The 20,050-nt window shown below is 28.6% G+C and carries 20 protein-coding genes; 18 read left to right on the plus strand and 2 right to left on the minus strand.

The genetic code is table 11. The features are described from left to right. The first annotated feature begins 34 nt into the window (after window positions 1-34). From asrA to Q0K19_RS08950, 4 genes are all read left to right on the plus strand, one after another. Entirely contained in the window at window positions 35-1,042 is a 1,008-nt protein-coding gene (asrA, locus tag Q0K19_RS08935; RefSeq protein ID WP_297247350.1) for an anaerobic sulfite reductase subunit AsrA, read from the plus strand. Then, a complete protein-coding gene (gene asrB / locus Q0K19_RS08940) occupies window positions 1,039-1,827 on the plus strand; it encodes an anaerobic sulfite reductase subunit AsrB (RefSeq protein ID WP_297247351.1) in 789 nt (262 codons plus the stop codon). The genes asrA and asrB overlap by 4 nt, the downstream gene beginning before the upstream one ends. Before the next feature lie 24 nt (window positions 1,828-1,851). Next, window positions 1,852-2,820 carry a sulfite reductase subunit C gene (gene asrC, locus Q0K19_RS08945; protein ID WP_297247353.1) on the plus strand — a complete coding sequence of 323 codons (969 nt, stop codon included), beginning with the start codon at window positions 1,852-1,854 and terminating at the stop codon, window positions 2,818-2,820. Window positions 2,821-2,912: 92 nt separating this feature from the next. Then, window positions 2,913-3,671, plus strand: a complete 759-nt coding sequence (locus Q0K19_RS08950) for a sirohydrochlorin cobaltochelatase (protein WP_297247355.1) — start codon at window positions 2,913-2,915, stop codon at window positions 3,669-3,671. On the opposite strand, the gene Q0K19_RS08955 is transcribed toward Q0K19_RS08950, so the two are convergent. Together Q0K19_RS08955 and Q0K19_RS08960 are read right to left on the minus strand one after the other, a co-directional pair. After that, window positions 3,664-5,094 carry a sodium/glutamate symporter gene (locus Q0K19_RS08955; RefSeq protein ID WP_297247357.1) on the minus strand — a complete coding sequence of 477 codons (1,431 nt, stop codon included), beginning with the start codon at window positions 5,092-5,094 and terminating at the stop codon, window positions 3,664-3,666. The two genes, Q0K19_RS08950 and Q0K19_RS08955, sit on opposite strands and share 8 nt — an antisense overlap. A gap of 42 nt (window positions 5,095-5,136) precedes the next feature. After that, the gene (locus Q0K19_RS08960) at window positions 5,137-5,958 is read right to left on the minus strand and encodes an ElyC/SanA/YdcF family protein (protein ID WP_297247359.1); all 822 of its coding nucleotides are present in this window, start codon (window positions 5,956-5,958) and stop codon (window positions 5,137-5,139) included. Between the two features lie 154 nt (window positions 5,959-6,112). Here Q0K19_RS08960 and Q0K19_RS08965 point away from each other — a divergent pair, with 154 nt between their 5' ends. From Q0K19_RS08965 to rpiB, 14 genes are all read left to right on the plus strand, one after another. After that, the gene (locus Q0K19_RS08965) at window positions 6,113-6,265 is read left to right on the plus strand and encodes a hypothetical protein (protein WP_297247361.1); all 153 of its coding nucleotides are present in this window, start codon (window positions 6,113-6,115) and stop codon (window positions 6,263-6,265) included. Between the two features lie 122 nt (window positions 6,266-6,387). Continuing rightward, a complete protein-coding gene (gene ilvB / locus Q0K19_RS08970) occupies window positions 6,388-8,061 on the plus strand; it encodes a biosynthetic-type acetolactate synthase large subunit (RefSeq protein ID WP_297247363.1) in 1,674 nt (557 codons plus the stop codon). Between the two features lie 19 nt (window positions 8,062-8,080). Further along, window positions 8,081-8,608, plus strand: coding sequence for an acetolactate synthase small subunit (ilvN, locus tag Q0K19_RS08975; protein WP_014488511.1), 528 nt, complete (start codon window positions 8,081-8,083; stop codon window positions 8,606-8,608). Window positions 8,609-8,638: 30 nt separating this feature from the next. After that, the gene (gene ilvC / locus Q0K19_RS08980; protein WP_297247366.1) at window positions 8,639-9,634 is read left to right on the plus strand and encodes a ketol-acid reductoisomerase; all 996 of its coding nucleotides are present in this window, start codon (window positions 8,639-8,641) and stop codon (window positions 9,632-9,634) included. Window positions 9,635-9,998: 364 nt separating this feature from the next. Further along, on the plus strand, window positions 9,999-11,495 hold the full coding sequence (locus Q0K19_RS08985; protein WP_297247368.1) for a 2-isopropylmalate synthase: 1,497 nt from the start codon (window positions 9,999-10,001) through the stop codon (window positions 11,493-11,495). 77 nt (window positions 11,496-11,572) lie between these two features. Continuing rightward, on the plus strand, window positions 11,573-12,220 hold the full coding sequence (locus Q0K19_RS08990) for a hypothetical protein (RefSeq protein WP_297247370.1): 648 nt from the start codon (window positions 11,573-11,575) through the stop codon (window positions 12,218-12,220). A 54-nt stretch (window positions 12,221-12,274) separates the two neighbouring features. Next, window positions 12,275-14,260, plus strand: coding sequence for a tetratricopeptide repeat protein (locus Q0K19_RS08995; RefSeq protein ID WP_297247373.1), 1,986 nt, complete (start codon window positions 12,275-12,277; stop codon window positions 14,258-14,260). A gap of 24 nt (window positions 14,261-14,284) precedes the next feature. Next, window positions 14,285-15,532 (plus strand): 3-isopropylmalate dehydratase large subunit, encoded by a 1,248-nt coding sequence (leuC, locus tag Q0K19_RS09000; protein ID WP_297247375.1) that lies wholly within the window; start codon window positions 14,285-14,287, stop codon window positions 15,530-15,532. 68 nt (window positions 15,533-15,600) lie between these two features. Next, entirely contained in the window at window positions 15,601-16,092 is a 492-nt protein-coding gene (leuD, locus tag Q0K19_RS09005; RefSeq protein ID WP_041177399.1) for a 3-isopropylmalate dehydratase small subunit, read from the plus strand. 8 nt (window positions 16,093-16,100) lie between these two features. After that, complete coding sequence (gene leuB, locus Q0K19_RS09010; protein WP_297247377.1) at window positions 16,101-17,189, plus strand: 3-isopropylmalate dehydrogenase; 1,089 nt, start codon at window positions 16,101-16,103, stop codon at window positions 17,187-17,189. A gap of 134 nt (window positions 17,190-17,323) precedes the next feature. Next, complete coding sequence (locus Q0K19_RS09015) at window positions 17,324-17,560, plus strand: hypothetical protein (RefSeq protein WP_012670572.1); 237 nt, start codon at window positions 17,324-17,326, stop codon at window positions 17,558-17,560. After that, window positions 17,553-18,266: a peptidoglycan editing factor PgeF gene (pgeF, locus tag Q0K19_RS09020; protein ID WP_297247380.1), complete on the plus strand. Its 714-nt coding sequence runs from the start codon at window positions 17,553-17,555 to the stop codon at window positions 18,264-18,266. Before Q0K19_RS09015 ends, pgeF begins: the two co-directional genes overlap by 8 nt. Before the next feature lie 541 nt (window positions 18,267-18,807). Next, the gene (locus tag Q0K19_RS09025; protein WP_297247382.1) at window positions 18,808-19,515 is read left to right on the plus strand and encodes an acyl-ACP thioesterase domain-containing protein; all 708 of its coding nucleotides are present in this window, start codon (window positions 18,808-18,810) and stop codon (window positions 19,513-19,515) included. A 77-nt stretch (window positions 19,516-19,592) separates the two neighbouring features. Then, window positions 19,593-20,042: a ribose 5-phosphate isomerase B gene (rpiB, locus tag Q0K19_RS09030; RefSeq protein WP_297247384.1), complete on the plus strand. Its 450-nt coding sequence runs from the start codon at window positions 19,593-19,595 to the stop codon at window positions 20,040-20,042. Window positions 20,043-20,050 lie beyond the last annotated feature (8 nt).

The following is a 20,050-nucleotide window of genomic DNA, read 5'->3' on the forward strand; positions in this document are numbered from 1 at the left end:
GTATAGTATTATTATAATTAAACGGAGGCATAATATGGGATACAAGTTAGATAAATCAGAGCTTCAAAAACTACTTGATCATCTAAAAAAAGACTATATTATATATGCCCCTAAAATTTTTAAGGGCAGCGGAACATTTTCTGATACAGATATAGTTAGATATGCATCTATATCAAGTGTTGATGATATAGAATTTGAGAAAAAGTTTGATTATTCTTTTAAAGAGGCTGTTTTACCTATTACCCAAACATTATTTTATTTTACAGAAGATGAAGTTAAGGAATCAAATATTGAGAGGGATAAATCTGCTTTAATATTTTTGAGAAGCTGTGATTTGCATGCTATTAAAAGACTTGATCAGATATATTTAAAAAATGGATTTGAGGATTATTATTATAAACGTTTGAGAGATAACATCAAATTTGTTTTAATAGGATGTTCTAAATCATTTACTAATTGTTTTTGCGTTAGTATGAACAGCAATAAATGTGATGAATATGATTTAGCAATTAATGCTTTAGATAATTGTTTTGAATTAGATTGTAAAAATAGTGAATTTGAACCTTTATTGAGCGGTTATAAAACTGCTGATATAGAAATTTCTTATGTTAAAGAAAATGAAGTAAAAGTAAGAGTTCCGGATAATTTGAGTTTAGATATTTATAAATCTAAGATGTGGGATGAGTATGATTCAAGATGTATAAATTGCGGAAGATGTAATTTTGTATGTCCTACTTGCAGCTGTTTTACTATGCAGGATATTTTTTATACAGATAATGGAAAGGTTGGAGAAAGAAGAAGAGTTCATGCTTCATGTATGGTTGATGAATATACTGATGTTGCTGGCGGAGGTTCTTATAGGAAAAAGAATGGCGAGCGTATGCGTTTTAAAGTTATGCATAAGGTTTTTGATTATAAAAAGAGAAATGGATATACTATGTGTGTAGGATGCGGAAGATGTGATGATGCATGCCCTGAATATATATCTTATTCTAATTGTATTAATAAATTAGAAGATGGAATGAAGGAGGTATCTAAATGAACAATAATGAATACTTGCCTTTTTTATCTGAGATTTTAGATATAAAGAAGCATACATCTATAGAATATACTTTTAAGATGTCATTTGATGGAGAATGTAAACCAGGACAATTTTTTGAAGTATCAATACCAAAATTTGGAGAAGCTCCTATATCTATAAGCGGTATAAATGATGGAAGTGTGGATTTAACTATAAGAAGAGTAGGTAAAGTTACTAATGAAATTTTTGAAAAATATATTGGTAATAAACTTTTCATGAGAGGACCTTATGGTAATGGTTTTGATGTTAATTTATATAAGGGAAAAGATATAATAATCATTGCAGGCGGTACAGGAGTTTCACCTGTAAGAGGCGTTATAGAATATTTCAGTGAACATAGCAATGAAAGAAAAGATATGACAGCCATAATAGGATTTAAAAGTCCTGATGATATTTTATTTAGAGAAGATTTAGAAAGATGGGAAAAAAATATGAATCTTGTACTGACTGTTGATGCTGCACCTGAAGGCTACAATAAAAATATAGGACTTGTAACAAAATATATACCTGATTTAAAAATTAATGATAATACAGCTGCTATAGTTGTAGGGCCTCCTGCAATGATGAAATTTTCAATAATGGAATTAGATAAAATAGGACTTAAAGAAGAAAATATTTGGGTATCTTACGAAAGAAAAATGTGCTGCGGAATAGGCAAATGCGGACATTGTAAAATTGATGATGTTTATATTTGTTTAGACGGTCCTGTATTTAATTATGTTAAAGGTAAAACTTTAGTTGATTAAGTACTATAAAGAAGGAGTTTTATTATGCTGGATATAAATGTTAAAAAACTTAAAAAAAATGCATTTCGTATTACTAAAAAAAGAGGATTAACTGCTTCAAGAATAAGGATTCCAGGCGGACATTTAAATGTTAAATATTTAGATATTATAAAGAATATAGCTGAAAATTACGGCAATGGAACAATACATATGACAGTTCGTCAGGGTTTTGAGATTCCAGATATAAAAATGGAAGATATGCCTAAAGTTAATGAACTTATACAGCCTATAATAGAAGGACTTCATATTAATCAAGATGAAAAAGGCAAAGGTTATACTTCTTCCGGAACTAGGAATATATCTGCTTGTATTGGAAACAGGGTTTGTCCTTTTGCTTGTTATGATACAACAGCATTTGCACAGAGAATAGAGAAAGCAATATTTCCAAATGATTTGCATTTTAAAGTTGCTTTGACAGGATGTCCTAATGATTGTGCGAAAGTGAGAATGCATGATTTTGGTATTATTGGTATGACTCATCCTCAATATGAGAAATATAGATGTATAAGCTGTAAGGCTTGCGTTAAATCTTGTAAAAGAAAGTCTGCTGATGTACTTAGTATGGTTAATTATAAAATAGAAAGAAATCATAAAGGCTGTATAGGATGCGGAGAATGTGTGCTTCAATGTCCTATGAGAGCTTGGACTAGAAGCGATAAAAAATATTACAGGCTTACAATAATGGGACGTACTGGTAAAAAAAATCCTAGGCTTGGAGAAGATTTTATAAAATGGGCTGATGAAGACAGTATAGTAAAAATAATATTAAATACTTATGAATATGTTAAAAAATATATAGATTTAACAGCTCCGGGAGGTAAGGAACATGTCGGATATATTGTAGATAGAACAGGTTTTGAAGAGTTTAAGAAATGGGCTTTAAAAGATGTTCAATTACCTGATATAGCCGAAGTTTATACTCCTGTTTATTGGAAAGGCATACATTATGTTTAATTTTATTTAATATAAATTAAACTTCTAATATATTTGATATATTCCGTTTTATAATACATTAATTTATCTTCTTTATATAAGGATATTTTTTTATGGTTAATAAGAGTATTATATTATTATTTCATGGGGCAAAGAATTATACTAATACAAATTTAATGTATGAAAGAATTATACAAAAATTTAAAGATGAATTTAAAGATTTTTATATAGTTGATGCTTACAGTTCAACCGCTATAAAAAAAATTATATCTGATAATGTGCATTTTCCTTCTGTGATTGAAAGATTAGAAGAATTAAAAAAAAGCAAAATAAATGAGGTATATATTTCTCCTATAGTACTTCTTCAAAATAAAGATTATATGAAGATTTTTCATTCAATAGTGAAGTATAAAAGCAGCTATGATATATTAAAATACGGGGAATCATTATTATCTGTTCCTGAAGATTATGATAATATGGTTTCTATTATATCAGAGAAATTTAAAGATGATGACTATACATATTTATTTGTAGGACATGGTGGAAAGCATCATTCTAATTCGGCTTATGGAATGCTTGCTTATAAATTAAATTTAAAAAATGATGCTTATATATCAATTACATTTTCAGAAGGTATAAGTATTGATGATGTAAAAGACAAATTAATAAAGAGAAATAAAAAAGTATTAATAATACCAATATTAATATCAAAATCATTTCATTATGAACATGATATTTCTGAAAAAGTATTCAATGAAATAAAAAAATTGGGACTTGAAGTGCAAGTAATAGATAAAACTTTAGGGGAATGGGATTCCTTTATATCTTTAGCTATAAATAAAACAAAAAAGCTGATAAACAGTATTAATTAGCAGATTTTCTATGAATAAAGTAAACAGCAAATGCTATAATCAAATAAATAGACGAAGTTATTAAGGCAGTTATAAGATTATCCCAAGTTGATCCTACAGCGAGTACAGTATTAAGTATTGGCACAACTAATAAACCTGTAACAGACATCAAAGAAAATCCTAGAGAAAATTCTGTAAGTGCTGGGCTTTTGTATTCAGGATCGCATATTTTTAAAAGAGTCATTCCTGTTATTAAAACTCCTGTTAAAGTACCCCAAGAAATTATAGCCCTTTCAAAAGCATAATCATCTTTAAATAAGATGTTATGGAATATGAATACTATTAAATAAGTAAATATAAAACCAGCTATGCACATAACTATTATAGGTGCTATATAATGTATTATGGCTTTTATAGGAAGGCTTGTTATTGCAGATACTATAGCAAAGTCGCTTAATGTACCTATAATTTTCGCTTTTACTTTAGCATCTACCATCCAAGATAATTTTAATTTTTTTATTATCATGTTTAAAGCAAACATTATAATCATAGAATAAGTCCAAACAGGAAGAACATCTAATCCCGGTACTTTTAATTTTTTAATGAAGTTCAAAACTATAAAAGCAATTCCGCATACGGCAAATATTACAGCCAAATGAAAAGTTATTGTTTCTATAGAGCTGCTTAAAAATGTTTCTCTTCCTAAACTTGCCTGCTTGCTTATATCATTGTTGTATCCCACTTCCATGTTTCTATCTATTTTATTTATATTTTGATTATCATCATTTTCATTAACTATTCTTTTTATAACATTGGTTTTATTTCTTCTTACTGCAATATTAATGAATATGATTCCAAATATCATTCCGCCTACAAGTCCTATTGTAGCAGTAGTGAGAGCAACTCCCTGAGCTATTTCCCATTGAGGTATTCCGAAACCTTCTAAAAGTTTTCCTGTAGCAGCAGCAAGTCCATGACCTCCGGCAAATCCAGCTGAAAGTTCATAACCGAAAGTTCTATACATATTTATATCAGGATTTATTTTTGTAAATAGTATATTAGTGGCATATCCTATGGCAGACTGAAACATACTTGCACATTGAAATATACCGAATGCTATTAAAACTTTTGTAGGGTAAAGTGATTTTATACTTTTTGTTTCGTTTAAGAACATACCCAAAGGAATAGCGGCAAATATAGGTATTGATAATATTCCGGGAAGAAGCGAATAAGTTTTTACCCATTCTGAAGATATTGAATAGTTTGAGAATTTACCTAATATTTCAGGAGATATTAAAAGCCCAATAAATCCCCCTATTACAGAAGCCGGCAAATATAATTTTTGAAAGAGCTTTATTTTAGCCCTTAAAAAAACCCCTATAAGCAGCAGTACCGATAATAAAGATAATGACTGCAATAATTCAGTTAATAGTTTAGATGTCATATTTGTTTCCTTAAAAATGAATGTTTTTATTTTTTGTATTATTTATAATTTTTTGATTGTTGATTTATCGAGTTTATTACTTTTATCTATTACAGTGTCTTCTCTCTCTTCTATTTTTATGATATCTCCATAGAATTTAGGCGGTTTATTAAATAGTATATCAAGAAACATTAAAGCTCTTGCACCTAATTCTCTTGGAAATTGTCTTACTCTATAAAGTTTTCTAACATTATCGGCATTATATGCTATTGCATTAATATTTTTTTGTCTTGCTATTAATATTGCTCTTTCATTATGAAAAGGCTGAGAAACTATAGTGAAATTTGTAAGTTCAAAAACTTTATTAGCTCTTATTATAGAATCTCTTGTTCTAAATCCGGCGAAATCTAAAAATATATGCTTTTTATTCACTCCTAATTTAATTAAATCAAGACGCATTTGTCTAGGTTCATTATATGATTTATATCTGTTGTCTCCGCTTACAAGTATATATTTTACTTTTCCGCTTTTATATAATTCATAAGCAGCATCCATTCTGAATTTGAAATACATATTTATTTGACCGTTATTCATATATTTGCTGGTTCCTAATACCAGAGCAACATCATTATATGGTATTTCTTCTATTGATGAATATATATATCTTTTTGAATAAAGTGAAACAGATGAATATAATATTACCGCCGATATAAGAGATAGAATAATAATTTCAGGAAGAAAATAAAAAATAGAAATAATAACTAGCGGTATGTAATTTATAAATTTATATATACCGCTTTTATTTTTTATTTTATTTTCAATTATTCTTTTATTGTTTTGTATATGTAATATTTTATTTTTGTATCTATTTTTTAATATCTTCATAAAACCTGCAGCATAGTTGTTTTGATAGTATACTAAAATAATTTATATTGTCAATTACTATTAATAATAAAAGTTTAGAAAAAATTGATTTTAAGTATTGCAATATTACTCAAAAATATTATAATAGTTAGCAAATGTTAAAAGGAGAATAAAGATGAATACATCATCTGCTAATGGTATGAATGCTGTTTTTGATGATATGAAACAAATGCAAGCATCTGCCTCTAATTTTTACAAACAAAATAAATCTTCAAAAACTATTGTCTTCTTAAATATTCTCCTCTCAATTCTTCTTATTATCCTGTAATATTATAATCAATTTTTTATAAAATACATTATTTGATTGAATACATTTAAAAATAAAATTTCTATAAGTAGAAATACTAGTAAGAAAATTAAAAAAGGCTATAAAATATAAGGAGTTATTTAATGAAGTTAAACGGTTCTGATATAATAATGGAAGTTCTAATAGAGGAAGGTGTTGATACTGTATTTGGTTATCCGGGAGGAGCAGCTTTATTTATATATGATGCTATCTATAAATATAGAGATAAAATTAAACATATAATGCCTACAGATGAAACAGGAGCTTGTCATGCAGCAGACGGCTATGCAAGAGCAAGCGGAAAAACCGGAGTTGTAATTGCTACAAGCGGACCAGGTGCTACTAATTTGGTAACACCATTGGCAACAGCATATATGGACAGTGTACCTTTGATTGCTATAACGGCAAATGTACCTGAAAGTTTAATAGGTAAAGATTCATTTCAGGAGGTTTATATTGCAGGTATTACGATGCCTATTACTAAACATAATTTTGTTGTAAGAGATATTAATGATTTAGCAAATATAATAAGAAAGGCATTTGTAATAGCAAATACAGGAAGAAAAGGACCTGTTTTAATAGATATACCAAAAAATTTCACATTTACAGAAACAGAATACGAAAGAAAAGAAAAATTTGTACCTAAGCATGTAAAAATAAGTGCTGAAGATGAAAAAACTATAGAAGAAGTAGCAAAATTAATAAATGAATCAAAAAGACCTATTATATATTTCGGAGGCGGTGCTAAGGATTCTAGTAATAAATTAAGAGAGTTTATGATTAACTCCAATATACCTTCAGTTCATACATTAATGGGAGCCGGAGTATTAGGTTATAATGAAAAATTAAATATAGGACTTTTGGGAATGCATGGTTCTGCTACAGCTAATAAGGTTATGAATGAAGCTGATTTGATACTTGCTGTTGGAACAAGATTCAGCGATAGAGTAGCTTTAAATACTTCAAAATTCGGGGGCATTGCTAAAAAGGTTCATATAGATATTGATAAAAGCGAAATAAACAAAAATGTTCATGTTGATTATAGTATAATAGGCGACTTGAATGATGTATTGGATAGATTTAATAAACTTGTAAAAAGAGTGGAAGATGATGAATGGGTAAAATATTTGGCAGATTTAAGAGCTAAAGAGATGAAAGAAGATTCGGACAGAAACACCAAGAAAGACGGTATTTATCCAAGCAAGGTTATGGATATAATAGGTGATAAAACTAAAGATGAAGCTATTTATGTTACAGATGTAGGACAGCATCAAATGTGGGCAGTTCAATATATAAGACATACCAAGCCAAGAAGTTTTATAACAAGCGGCGGTTTGGGTACTATGGGATTCGGATATGGTGCTGCTTTAGGTGTTCAAGTTGCTAAGCCGGATAGAAGAGTAATACATATAACAGGAGACGGCTCTTTCTATATGAATTTGAATGAAGTTGCAACTGCTGTTGAATATAATCTTCCTGTTATAACAATAATATTAAATAATAGTACATTAGGTATGGTTAGACAATGGCAGACTATATTTTATGATAAAAGATATTCCAGCACAGATATAAATAAAAAAATGGATTATGTTAAAGTTGCTGAGGGTTTCGGTGCTAAAGGCTTCAGATGCGAGACTATAAAAGAATTTGAAACAGCTTTTGAAGAGGCTTTAAAATGTAATTGTCCTGTATGGATAGAATGTGTTATAGATAAAGATTTGAAAGTTTTACCTATGATTCCAGCCGGCGGTACTATAGATGATATAATAGTAGATTAAAAATAGTAGGAGTTAAAAAATGGATAAGAAACAAAGAAGGGTTTTAGTTTTATTTGTAGATAACAGTTCAGGTGTATTAAATAGAATAACTTTATTATTCAGTCAAAAAGGTTTTAATATAGAAACAATTACTTGTTCTGTAACTTGTGTTCCTAGCATATCAAGAATGACTATAGTTACTGAAGGCGATGATACGCAAATATCACATATTATAAAGCAGACTTATAAACTTATAGAAGTTCACTCTGTTCATTTAATAGATCATACTAATAGTATAATAAGAGATTTATTATTAGTAAAAATAGAAATTGATGACAGCAATAGGAGAAAAGCCTGCGATATAACTAATGCACATAGCGGAGTTATACTTGATATAGGTAAAAAAAGCATGATAGTTGAAATTACTGCTTCTGTTACAGTAATAGACGGATATTTGGAAGCATTGAAAGATTTCAATATTTTAGAGCTTTCAAGAACAGGAGTAACTTCAATACAATTAGGCGATGAAGTTCCTGATATGAATATAATCAATAATTTTGAATTTTAATAAATAATAATAAGTTAAAGGAGAATTAAAATGATAAAAAAATATTATGATGCTGATTGTAATCTAGGTTTACTAGACGGTAAAACTATAGCTATAATGGGATACGGCAGCCAAGGACATGCTCATGCTCAGAACTTAAAAGATAGCGGAATGAATGTAATTGTAGGACTTAGAAAAGACAGTGCAAACTGCCAAAAAGCAGAAGAAGCCGGATTTAAAGTAATGGAAGTTGAAGAAGCTGCTAAGCTTGCTGATATAGTAATGATGCTTGTTCCTGATGAGGTTTCAGCTGATATATACAATACTCAAGTTGCTCCTCATATGAAAGAAGGTAATGTATTAATGTATGCACATGGATTTAATATTCATTTCCAATTTGTAGTTCCTGCTAAAAATATAGACGTTATTATGGTTGCTCCAAAAGGTCCAGGACATACTGTAAGAAGTCAGTATTTAGAAGGAAGAGGAGTACCTAGCTTGATAGCTGTTTATCAGGATTTCAGCGGAAGAGCAAAAGATTATGCTTTAGCTTATGCTTCAGGAATAGGTGCCGGACGTGCTGGTATATTAGAAACTACATTCAGAGAAGAAACTGAAACTGACCTTTTCGGTGAACAAGCTGTATTATGCGGCGGTGTTACTGAATTGATGAAAGCAGGATTCGATACTTTAGTAGAAGCAGGTTATGAACCAGAAATGGCTTATTTTGAATGTATACATGAAATGAAATTGATTGTTGATTTAATATATTCAGGCGGATTTGCTATGATGAGATATTCTATTTCAAATACTGCTGAATACGGCGATTACAGAACTGGAAGAAGAATGATCACTGAAGAAACTAGAAAAGAAATGAAAAAAGTATTAAGAGAGATACAAGACGGTACTTTTGCTAGTGAGTTTATTCAAGAGTTTAGTGCAGGCCGCAAAGCTAAATTTAATGCTACTAAAAAATTAGAAAGCGAGCATAAATTAGAGAAAGTCGGTGCTGAATTGAGAAAGATGATGAGTTGGATTAAAAAGTAATTTTTATTCACACTCTATTGTTATAATTAAATACTTTAATATTTGATATTTTTTTGTACATTAAAAAATTAAAGTTTGTATAAAATAAGTTTTTTTTATTAAAAAATATTTGCAATTTGCAGGGCTTTGCCCCGCACCCCAGTTCTTTTATTGCTATAAAAGAACCAAAAGAACTGCATTTGATAATAATTTAATAAATCAGTTTACATATAAAATATGATTTATATTAGACTATTTTTATTTGCACTTTTTGGTTCTTTTTGCGGCGGGAAAAAGAACAATAAAAATATTTAGTTTATTGTATAAATAAAAATCAATAAAAGTATTTAATTATACAAATGTTTATTTTATAAGGGTTTTAACAATGAGAAAGATTAAGATTTTTGATACTACTTTAAGAGATGGAGAACAATCTCCTGGTTGTACTATGAATTTGGCTGAAAAATTAGAAATGGCAGCTGAATTGGATAAATTAGGCGTTGATGTTATAGAAGCTGGATTTGCTATATGTTCAGATGATGACTTCAATGCTATAAGAGAAGTTAGTAAAGTTGTAGAGAATGCTAAATTGGCTAGTTTGGCAAGATGTAATAAGAAGGATATAGACAGAGCTTATGAATCACTTGCTGAGGCAAAACATCCTATGCTTCATACATTTATAGCTACTAGCGACATACATTTAAAGCATAAATTAGAGATGACCAGAGAGCAGGTATTGGAAACCATAAAAGAATCTGTTTCTTATGCTAAAACTAAATTTGAGTTTATAGAATTTTCTGCTGAAGATGCATCAAGAAGCGATAGGGAATTTTTGGCTCAGGCTTATTCTACTGCAATAGAAAACGGTGCTACTACAATAAATGTTCCTGATACTGTAGGATATACCACTCCATTAGAAATGGCTGATTTGATAAAGTATTTAAAAGAGAATGTTAAAGGTATAGAAAATGTTGATATATCTGTGCATTGTCATGATGATTTAGGACTTGGCACTGCTAATTCTTTATCTGCTGTTTTGGCTGGAGCTACTCAGGTGGAATGTACTATTAATGGTATAGGAGAGCGTGCTGGTAATGCTAGCTTGGAAGAAATTGTAATGGGCATTAAAACTAGAAAAGATTTTTATAATGCTTATACTGATATTAATACTAAAAGAATTTATAAGATTTCAAAATTATTATCTACAATTTCCGGTATGGTAGTTGCTCCTAATAAAGCTATAGTAGGTGCTAATGCTTTCGCTCATGAGGCAGGTATTCACCAACATGGAGTATTAAAAGAACGCTCTACTTATGAGATTATGAATGTTGAAGATATAGGAATACCTCAAAATAAAATGGTATTAGGTAAGCATTCAGGAAAGCATGCTTTTAAAGACAGAATCGAATCTTTAGGTTATGATATTGATGATAAGTCTTTAGAAGATAAGTTTATAGAGTTTAAGGCTTTGGCTGATAAGAAAAAAATAGTTACTGATTCAGATATAGAAGCATTATTGATAGGAAGCAATGATTCAGAAAATCCTACTTATACATTAAACGGATTTGTTGTTAATGACGGTAATTCAATATCTTCTTTGGCTACTGTATCTATTATGGATAATCAGGATAATATTGTTGAGGGAATAGGAAAAGGAAACGGACCTATCGATGCTGCATTCGGTGCTATAGACTCTATCACTTCTAATAAGGCTAAATTAGTTAATTATAGTATTAATGCTATTACAGAAGGCGAAGATGCTTTGGGAGAGGTTATTGTAAGATTGGCTTCTAATGATAAAACTGTTATAGGAAGAGCAGTAAGTACAGATATTATTGAAGCTAGTTTGAGAGCTTATGTTAATGGGTTAAACAAATTATAATTATATATTTTCCGCATAATTATTGTATACTCAATTTTTATGCGGAATTTTAATATTATCATATAAATGGGGTATTTATGAGTATAGATGGTTTATTCGAAGAAAGTTTAGATGATTTAATAGAAAATACTAAAAAATTTCCTGATAAATCTGAAAGCTGGTCTCAATTAGCTAATTATTATTATTTAGAACTTGATGACTATGAAAAAGCTATAGAAAATTTTAATAAGGCTATAGAACTTGATTCTCATAATAGAGATAATTATATAACCTTAATAAATATTTATAAAATAGTAGAAGATCAAGATAATATTTTAAAAACTATAAAGAAGCTTATAGATATTGACCCTAATAATGAATATAATCATTTAATGTTGTTTGAATATTATGATAGTATTAATGATTATGATAATGCTATAAATGCAATTAATAAAGTTATAGAAGTTAGTCCAGAAGAATATAATTATTTAAAATTATCTTCATACTATGAAAAAATAGGAAGAATAGATGATGCTATAGCTACTGTAAATAAACTTATAGAATTGGGCATTGCTGTAAATGACGGAGTTAATTACTTTATGATTGGAAACTATTATAAAAAGAAAGGAGACAATGAAACTGCTAAAATAAATTTCAATAAAGCTATGGAATTAGATCCTAGTTATAAAGATTATTTAGAAAATCATAATCTTGATGAAAAAGATGAAGATGAATTAATTATTTAAAATTTAGTTTTATATTATAATAAAGTTTTTTAATACTTAGCATTAAGAGGCATTATGGATTTGGAAGAATATTTTGATGATGAAATTCATTATAATCATCAAGAAATTCAATACAACGATGAAGAAAAAATAATACTAGAATCTTTAATAGATATATCAGAAAAATATCCTGATAAATCAGAAAGCTATTTAGAATTAGCGGAGTTTTATTATAAAAAGAAAGATTATAAAAAAGTAATAGAAACTTGTTTAAAAGCTGAATCATTAAATCAAAATGAATGGCGTATTTATCATTTAATGGGTATGTCTTATTATTATAAAAATAGTAATAGAGATGCTGCTAAGAATTTAATTAAATCTTCAGAGTTGAATCCTGATAATGAAGATAATTACTATTATATAGGCAGAGCTTCTTTACTTATAGGTGATTGGGAATATACTGCTATAGAAAATTTTATTAAGGCTATAAAACTCAATCCTAATAATGCGGATTATTATTATTGGTTAGGCAATTCTTATGCGGCTGTATCTGATTATTATAATGCTAAAGAAAGTTATATTAAGGCAGCAGAATTAGGCAGTGATGATGCTAATAATTATTTTTCTTTGGGAAGATGCTATTTAGAAGACGGCGAATATGATAATGCTGAAAAAAATTTTAAAAAAGCTTCAGAACTTGACAGTGAAAAAAATTATTGGATAGGTAATTATTATTCAGAAAATGGATATTATGATGAAGCCATAGAATATTTTAATAAGGCTTTAGAAATACATGATCATTCTTATATTTATGACAGTTTAGCTAGTTCTTATTACAAAAAAGGTGATTATGATAATGCTATAAAAATTTTTAATAAAGTCATAGAATCGGATATCAATAATAAACAAGCTTATTATTGTTTATGTATGTCTTATTTAGAAATGGAAGATTATGATAATGCTGAAAGATATGCTAATAAAGTTTTAGAATTAAATAAATATAATCATGCTGATGCTTATTATTTATTAAGTACAGTTTATTTAAAAAAGGGATCTTATGATAAAGCTTTTGAAAATGCTGAAAAGGCTGTAGAGATATATGATAATTCTGAAAACCGTAATTTATTGGGCAGAGTTTATTATATGAAAGGAGATTATGACGCTGCTATAGAAAATTTTGATAAAGCGGTGTATTATAATCATTACGATGAAGATAATTATTTTTGGCTTGGATTTGCTTATAACAACAAAGATAATTATGAAAAAGCTGAAAAAAATATAAATAGGGGTATAGCATTACATAATAATGATTATTGTTTTTTAGGCAGATCTTATTATTCTGAAATGTATTATACAGATGCTGCTGATGTTTTAGAGAAATATTTAAAATTACATGATGATAATGCTGATGTTTATAGTTTGCTTGGTAAGACTTATTTTGAGTTAGGACATTATGGAAATGTTGTAACTTATTTAAATAAGGCTTTAGAATTAGATCCTAACAATGAAGATAATTATCAGTATTTAGGAAATGTTTATTTGGAAAGGCAGGAGTATGATAAGGCTTTTGAAAAATTTAATAAAGCTTTAGAGATAAATCCGAATAATGCCTATAATTATATGCTGATAGCAACTGTTTATTATTGTAGAGGCTGTTATGATGAAGCTATAGAAAGTTTCAATAAAGCTTTAGAATTAGATAATAATAATAGCGAAGTTAATAATTATTTAGGTGTATGCTATTATCATAAAAACTGTTATGATGAAGCTGTAGAGAATTTTAATAAAGCTTTGGAATTAGATTCAAATAATTTTTATAATTATTATTGGTTGGGTGTAATTTATAATGAAACAAACATTTATGATAAGGCTTTATATTATTTAGAAAAGGCATTATCAATACATCCTAGTAATTTAGATGCTTTATATCATACAGCAAATACATATAATAAAATGAATGATAAAGATAAGGCTATAGAATATTATAATAAGGTTTTAAAGAGTTACCCTTATCATTCAGATGCAAAAAAGGAATTGGAAGAATTAAATTATAATAATTAAAAAATAAATTAAAAGGATACGAATATGACTATTACTCAAAAGATTTTAGCGGCACATGCAGGTGTTGATAAAGTTGAAGCAGGCGAGCTTATAATGGTTAAAACTGATTTGGTTTTAGGAAACGATATTACAAGCCCTGTTGCAATTAATGAATTTGAAAAATACGGTTTTGATAAGGTATTTGACAAAGAAAAAATAGCTTTGGTTATGGATCATTTTGCTCCGAATAAAGATATCAAAGCAGCAGAACAATGCAAACAATGCAGAGATTTTGCTAATAAATATGATATTTCAAATTATTATGATGTTGGAGATATGGGGGTTGAGCATGCTCTTTTACCTGAAAAAGGATTGGTTGCTCCTGGTGAAGTTATAATAGGGGCAGATTCTCATACTTGTACTTACGGAGCTTTCGGAGCTTTTTCTACAGGAGTAGGAAGTACTGATATGGCTGCTGCTATGGCTACAGGACAGGTTTGGTTTAAAGTTCCTTCTGCTATTAAATTTAATCTTAAAGGCAAATTAAAGCCAAATGTATCTGGAAAAGATGTTATACTTCATATTATAGGAATGATAGGTGTTGACGGAGCTTTATATAAATCTATGGAATTTAGAGGTGAAGGAGTTTCATCTCTCACTATGGACGATAGAGCTTGTATTGCTAATATGGCTATTGAAGCAGGAGCAAAAAACGGAATATTTGAAGTTGATGATCAAACTATAGAATACTTAAAAGATATAGTAAAAAGAGATTATACTGTTTTCAAAGCTGATGATGATGCAGTTTATGATAAAGAATATGATATTGATTTATCTTTGGTAGAGCCTACAGTGGCATGTCCTCATTTACCAGAGAATACAAAAGAAGCTAAAGAATTAAAAAATATAAAAGTTGACCAAGTTGTTATAGGTTCTTGTACTAATGGAAGATTATCTGATATGGCAACAGCTGCTAATATTTTGAAAGGAAAGAAAGTAGCTAAAGGCGTAAGATGTATAGTTATTCCTGCAACTCAGAAAGTTTATAAAGAATGTATAAAATTAGGTTATATGGATATATTTATTGATGCAGGATGTGCGGTATCTACACCTACATGCGGTCCTTGTTTGGGCGGATATATGGGAATACTTGCTCATGATGAAGTTGCTGTTACTACAACTAATAGAAACTTTGTTGGAAGAATGGGAGATAAAACTTCAAAAGTGTATTTGGCTAGTCCTGCTACTGCTGCATATAGTGCAATAACAGGTTATATAACAGAGCCTAAATAATAATTTATAAATTACTGATTTTTATATAAATAAAACAAAGTTAATATTATATTTTAATGGGAGATAGTATGAAAGCTAAAGGTTTCGTTCATAAATATGGTGATAATGTTGATACAGATGTTATTATTCCAGCAAGATATTTAAATACTGCAAATCATAAAGAGTTAGCAGCACATTGTATGGAAGATATTGATAAAGATTTTGTAAGCAAGGTTAAAACTGGTGACATTATGGTTGGAGGAGATAATTTCGGATGCGGTTCATCAAGAGAGCATGCTCCTATAGCTATTAAAGAATCTGGTATATCTTGTGTTATAGCATCATCTTTTGCTAGAATATTTTATAGAAATTCAATTAATATAGGACTTGCTATACTAGAATGCGATGAGGCAAGCAAGAAAATAAATGCCGGCGATGAGGTTGAAGTTGATTTTGATAATGGTATAATAAAAAACATTACTAAAAATGAAAGCTACAAAGCAGAGCCTTTTCCTGAGTTTATAAAAAATATTATTAACTCTAATGGGCTTTTAAATTCTATAAAAAATTCTAAGGGGTAATTATTAAAATGGAAAAGAATATTGTTATTATTGAAGGGGACGGTGTAGGTCCTGAAGTTGTAGGAAAAGCCGTAGATGTTCTAAAAAGGATAGAAGAAAAATATTCTCATAAGTTTAATTTAGAATATGTTGATATGGGAGGTGCTTCTATAGATAAATATGGAGTTCCTCTAACAGATGAAAATTTAGAGAAATGTATTAAGTCCGATTCAGTACTTCTTGGTTCTGTTGGCGGACCTAAATGGGATAATGTTGCTCCTGAAAACAGACCTGAAAGAGGATTATTAAAACTTCGTAAGGGAATGGGATTATATGCTAATATAAGACCTACTAAAATATTAAAGTCTTTAGAATATGCTTCTCCTTTAAAAGAAACTATATGTAAAGATATGGTTGATTTTATTATGGTGAGAGAGCTTACTGGAGGAGTATATTTCGGAGAGCATAAATTTGAAGTGGTTGATGGAGTTAGACAGGCTACTGATCTTATGCTTTATACAGAAACAGAAATTAAAAGAATAGGAAAGGTTGCTTTTGAATTAGCTAGAAGTTTAAAAAGACCTTTGACTTCTGTTGATAAGGCTAATGTACTTCATACTTCTAAATTATGGCGTGAAGTTATGAACAATTTAGCTAAAGAATATAGTGATGTTAAATATAATGATATGTATGTGGATAATGCAGCTATGCAGATAGCTTCTAATCCTTCGCAATTTGGAGTTATAGTAACAGAGAATATGTTTGGGGATATACTTTCTGATGAGGCTAGTGTTATAAGCGGTTCTATTGGTATGGCTCCTTCTGCTAGTCTTTCTGATGGAACAGTTGGTATGTATGAGCCTATTCATGGTTCGGCTCCTGATATAGCTGGAAAAGACTTAGTTAATCCTATAGGAACAATACTTTCTCTTGCTATGATGTTTAGATATTCTTTTAAAATGGAAAATGAGGCTGAAGATATAGAAAAAGCTGTTTATAAGGCTATAGATGATGGTTACAGAACTACAGATATAATGCCTAAGCATAATATGATGACTTATTTATACAAGCAGGTTAAATGTTCTGAGATGGGTGATATAATAGTATCTAATATATAATTATATAATGTTTATTAACAGGAGGTTTTTACCTCTTGTTAATTACTTCATAATATTGTTCAATTTTACTTGACAATTCATTTATAATGTACATAATAGATATTATATATTAAATAATTAGAGGGTTTGTAGAAGTGGAATATACTGATAAAGAGATCATTTTGGAATTGCAGGAAGATAATAAACTGCTTTCTTCTAAAATAGATATCTACAAAGAAGAGATAAATGAATTGAAGCAGAAATTAGAGTACGCGAAGAAATTTTTTACTTTATATGAAAACATTATGGAGCAATCCAGAAACGAAACTAAAGAATTAACTATAAAAGTAAAAGAATTGGAAGAAGAGATTAGAAGATTGAAGAATGAATAATATTTTTTATCCATCTAAAAATGATAATAAAAAAATATATATAGCCATACTATCTAAGGGAAATATTAATGCTCATGATATTACTTTAGAATATAGAGAAAATACAGAAAAAGATTTTTTTAAATATATTAATTTTGATATAAACAAAGCTATCTTTATGCATCAAGTTCATAAAGATAATATAGTTAAAATAGATGAATCTAATATTCATTTATTTGGAAGCCGAGAAAAATTAGTTAAAGATACAGATGCTTTGATAACTAATCTTAAAAACATTCCTTTAATAGTTCAAACAGCAGATTGTGCTCCTATAATACTTTATTGTGATGAAAGCAAATCTATGGCTGCTATACATTCTGGCTGGAGAGGAACTGTTCAGAATATTACTGCAAAAACTATAGATTTAATGAAAAAAGAATACAATGCCAATCCTTCAAAAATGTATGCTTATATAGGACCTTATATAGCTCAAAAAGATTATGAAGTGGGTGATGAAGTAGCTGTTCATTTCAAAAATAAAGCTATTATTAATGATAAATGGCATATTGATAATGGTTTAGAGATTAAGGATCAAATGCTTAAGTGCGGTATCTTAGAAAATAATATTGAAATTTCTAATATAAATACTTATGATGATATTTGTTATTCTTACAGACGTGATGGTGTTCAGGTGGGAAGAATGCTTACTCTTGGAGTTATTTTATAATTTTTTATTTCTAAATCGCACGGTAAATAAAGCTAATAATTAAAAATAGTTTCATTTTTAACATTTCATTAATTATCAAAATCATATTAATCGTGCGTTAAATTTATCATTCAATCTAATCAAAACTTGGGCGGGTTTTATTTTTTCTTTGTAAAATAATAAATATAAATATAGTTAAAATATTAAGTTAATCTATAAATCTAAAGGGCGGGGTATTAAGTAGATTTTAAATTTTACTTTCACTCCCCACCCTTAAGATTTGATGATTTATTTTGAGTTTATAGTTTTCTTTATTTTTGTAACTTAAATATAAATTATAGATGCCCACCCTAGAGTTTTTTAAATTTAAAGCAGTATCAACGCACGATTAAATTTTAATATATAAAATTAGCGTATTAAATAATAAAATTTTAATTATATAAGAAATTAGCTAACCGTGCGGTATATATGAAAGTCTTATGATTTAATAGCTTTGACAATTATAATTTTAGTATTATAATATTTGAATTGTATTAATTAAATTTAAGAAAAGGTATTATTTATGTATGAAATGAAAACAATTGTGGGAACAAGTCAGATTGATAAAGACGGACTTTTGAAAACATCATCAATATTTGATCTTATGCAGGACTGTTCTTTTTTTCAATTAGATTCAGAAGAGGAGCTTACAAAATATTTTAATGAAAACAATGTGAGTATGTTTTTGGTGTCTAGGCAAGTTGATATATATAAACTTCCAAAGTATAGCGATAAAGTTATAGTGAGTACTTACGTTTATGAGTGCAATGAAGCTTATGGTTATAGAAATACTGTTATATATGATGAAAATTATAATGAACTTGTTATTTGCTATGCTATAGGCGGATTTGTAGATTTATCTAATGGTAATTTAATTAGAGTGCCTTCTTCATTTATAGAAAATTTTAAATTTGATGAAAAGCAGAAAATGAATTATTTACCTAGAAAAATAAAAGTTGACAATAATTTATTAAAAGAAGTTGACAGATTCAAAGTAAAAAAATATTTTATAGATGATAATAACCATGTGAATAATGCTAGATATATTGATATGGCAATAGATTATGTTGATGATTATTATAAAAGAATAAGAATAGAATACAGAGTACCTGCTGCTTTAGGCGATACTATTGTTGTAAAGAAAGCTGTAATTGAGAACAAAGTTTTATTAAAGTTTGACAGTGAAGATAATAAAACTTATGCTATATTAGAGTTTTCTTATAGTCTATAATTGATTTTACTTTATCACTGTAAATTGATTATTATTTGTATTAATAAAAAATAAAAATATATAAAGGAATAAAAATTATGAAAATTGCTATAGGCTGTGATCATTCAGCTATTGAATTAAAAAAAGAGATAATAAAATATTTAGAAGAATTGGGACATAATGTTACTGATTTTGGTACGCATACCACAGAAAGTGTTGACTATCCAATATATGGAAAAAAGGTTGCTGATGCTATTGTAAGCAAAGAATACGAATACGGTGTTTTAATATGCGGAACTGGTATAGGCATTTCACTTGCTGCTAATAAAGTCAAAGGCATAAGGGCAGCGGTTTGCAGTGAGCCTTATTCTGCTAAGCTTTCTAAACAGCATAATAATTCTAATATAATAGCTTTCGGTGCTAGAGTAGTAGGCGTTGATTTGGCTAAGATGATTGTAAAAGAATGGCTTGATGCTGAATATGAAGGCGGAAGGCATGCTAGAAGAGTTGACTTGCTTACAAAAATAGAGAACGGTGAGGAAATTTAATTTTATAA

This window comes from uncultured Brachyspira sp. (assembly GCF_944393015.1).
In the GTDB taxonomy this organism is placed as follows: Bacteria; Spirochaetota; Brachyspiria; order Brachyspirales; family Brachyspiraceae; genus Brachyspira.

Coding starts and splice junctions, on each gene's coding strand:
- leuC (WP_297247375.1), top strand. CDS start 14,285: ATGACTATTACTCAAAAGATTTTAGCGGCACATGCAGGTGTTGATAAA.
- asrB (WP_297247351.1), top strand. CDS start 1,039: ATGAACAATAATGAATACTTGCCTTTTTTATCTGAGATTTTAGATATA.
- pgeF (WP_297247380.1), top strand. CDS start 17,553: ATGAATAATATTTTTTATCCATCTAAAAATGATAATAAAAAAATATAT.
- asrA (WP_297247350.1), top strand. CDS start 35: ATGGGATACAAGTTAGATAAATCAGAGCTTCAAAAACTACTTGATCAT.
- rpiB (WP_297247384.1), top strand. CDS start 19,593: ATGAAAATTGCTATAGGCTGTGATCATTCAGCTATTGAATTAAAAAAA.
- Q0K19_RS08955 (WP_297247357.1), bottom strand. CDS start 5,094: ATGACATCTAAACTATTAACTGAATTATTGCAGTCATTATCTTTATTA.
- Q0K19_RS08985 (WP_297247368.1), top strand. CDS start 9,999: ATGAGAAAGATTAAGATTTTTGATACTACTTTAAGAGATGGAGAACAA.
- ilvC (WP_297247366.1), top strand. CDS start 8,639: ATGATAAAAAAATATTATGATGCTGATTGTAATCTAGGTTTACTAGAC.
- Q0K19_RS08995 (WP_297247373.1), top strand. CDS start 12,275: ATGGATTTGGAAGAATATTTTGATGATGAAATTCATTATAATCATCAA.
- Q0K19_RS08960 (WP_297247359.1), bottom strand. CDS start 5,958: ATGAAGATATTAAAAAATAGATACAAAAATAAAATATTACATATACAA.
- leuD (WP_041177399.1), top strand. CDS start 15,601: ATGAAAGCTAAAGGTTTCGTTCATAAATATGGTGATAATGTTGATACA.
- asrC (WP_297247353.1), top strand. CDS start 1,852: ATGCTGGATATAAATGTTAAAAAACTTAAAAAAAATGCATTTCGTATT.
- Q0K19_RS09025 (WP_297247382.1), top strand. CDS start 18,808: ATGTATGAAATGAAAACAATTGTGGGAACAAGTCAGATTGATAAAGAC.
- ilvN (WP_014488511.1), top strand. CDS start 8,081: ATGGATAAGAAACAAAGAAGGGTTTTAGTTTTATTTGTAGATAACAGT.
- Q0K19_RS08990 (WP_297247370.1), top strand. CDS start 11,573: ATGAGTATAGATGGTTTATTCGAAGAAAGTTTAGATGATTTAATAGAA.
- leuB (WP_297247377.1), top strand. CDS start 16,101: ATGGAAAAGAATATTGTTATTATTGAAGGGGACGGTGTAGGTCCTGAA.
- Q0K19_RS08965 (WP_297247361.1), top strand. CDS start 6,113: ATGAATACATCATCTGCTAATGGTATGAATGCTGTTTTTGATGATATG.
- ilvB (WP_297247363.1), top strand. CDS start 6,388: ATGAAGTTAAACGGTTCTGATATAATAATGGAAGTTCTAATAGAGGAA.
- Q0K19_RS08950 (WP_297247355.1), top strand. CDS start 2,913: ATGGTTAATAAGAGTATTATATTATTATTTCATGGGGCAAAGAATTAT.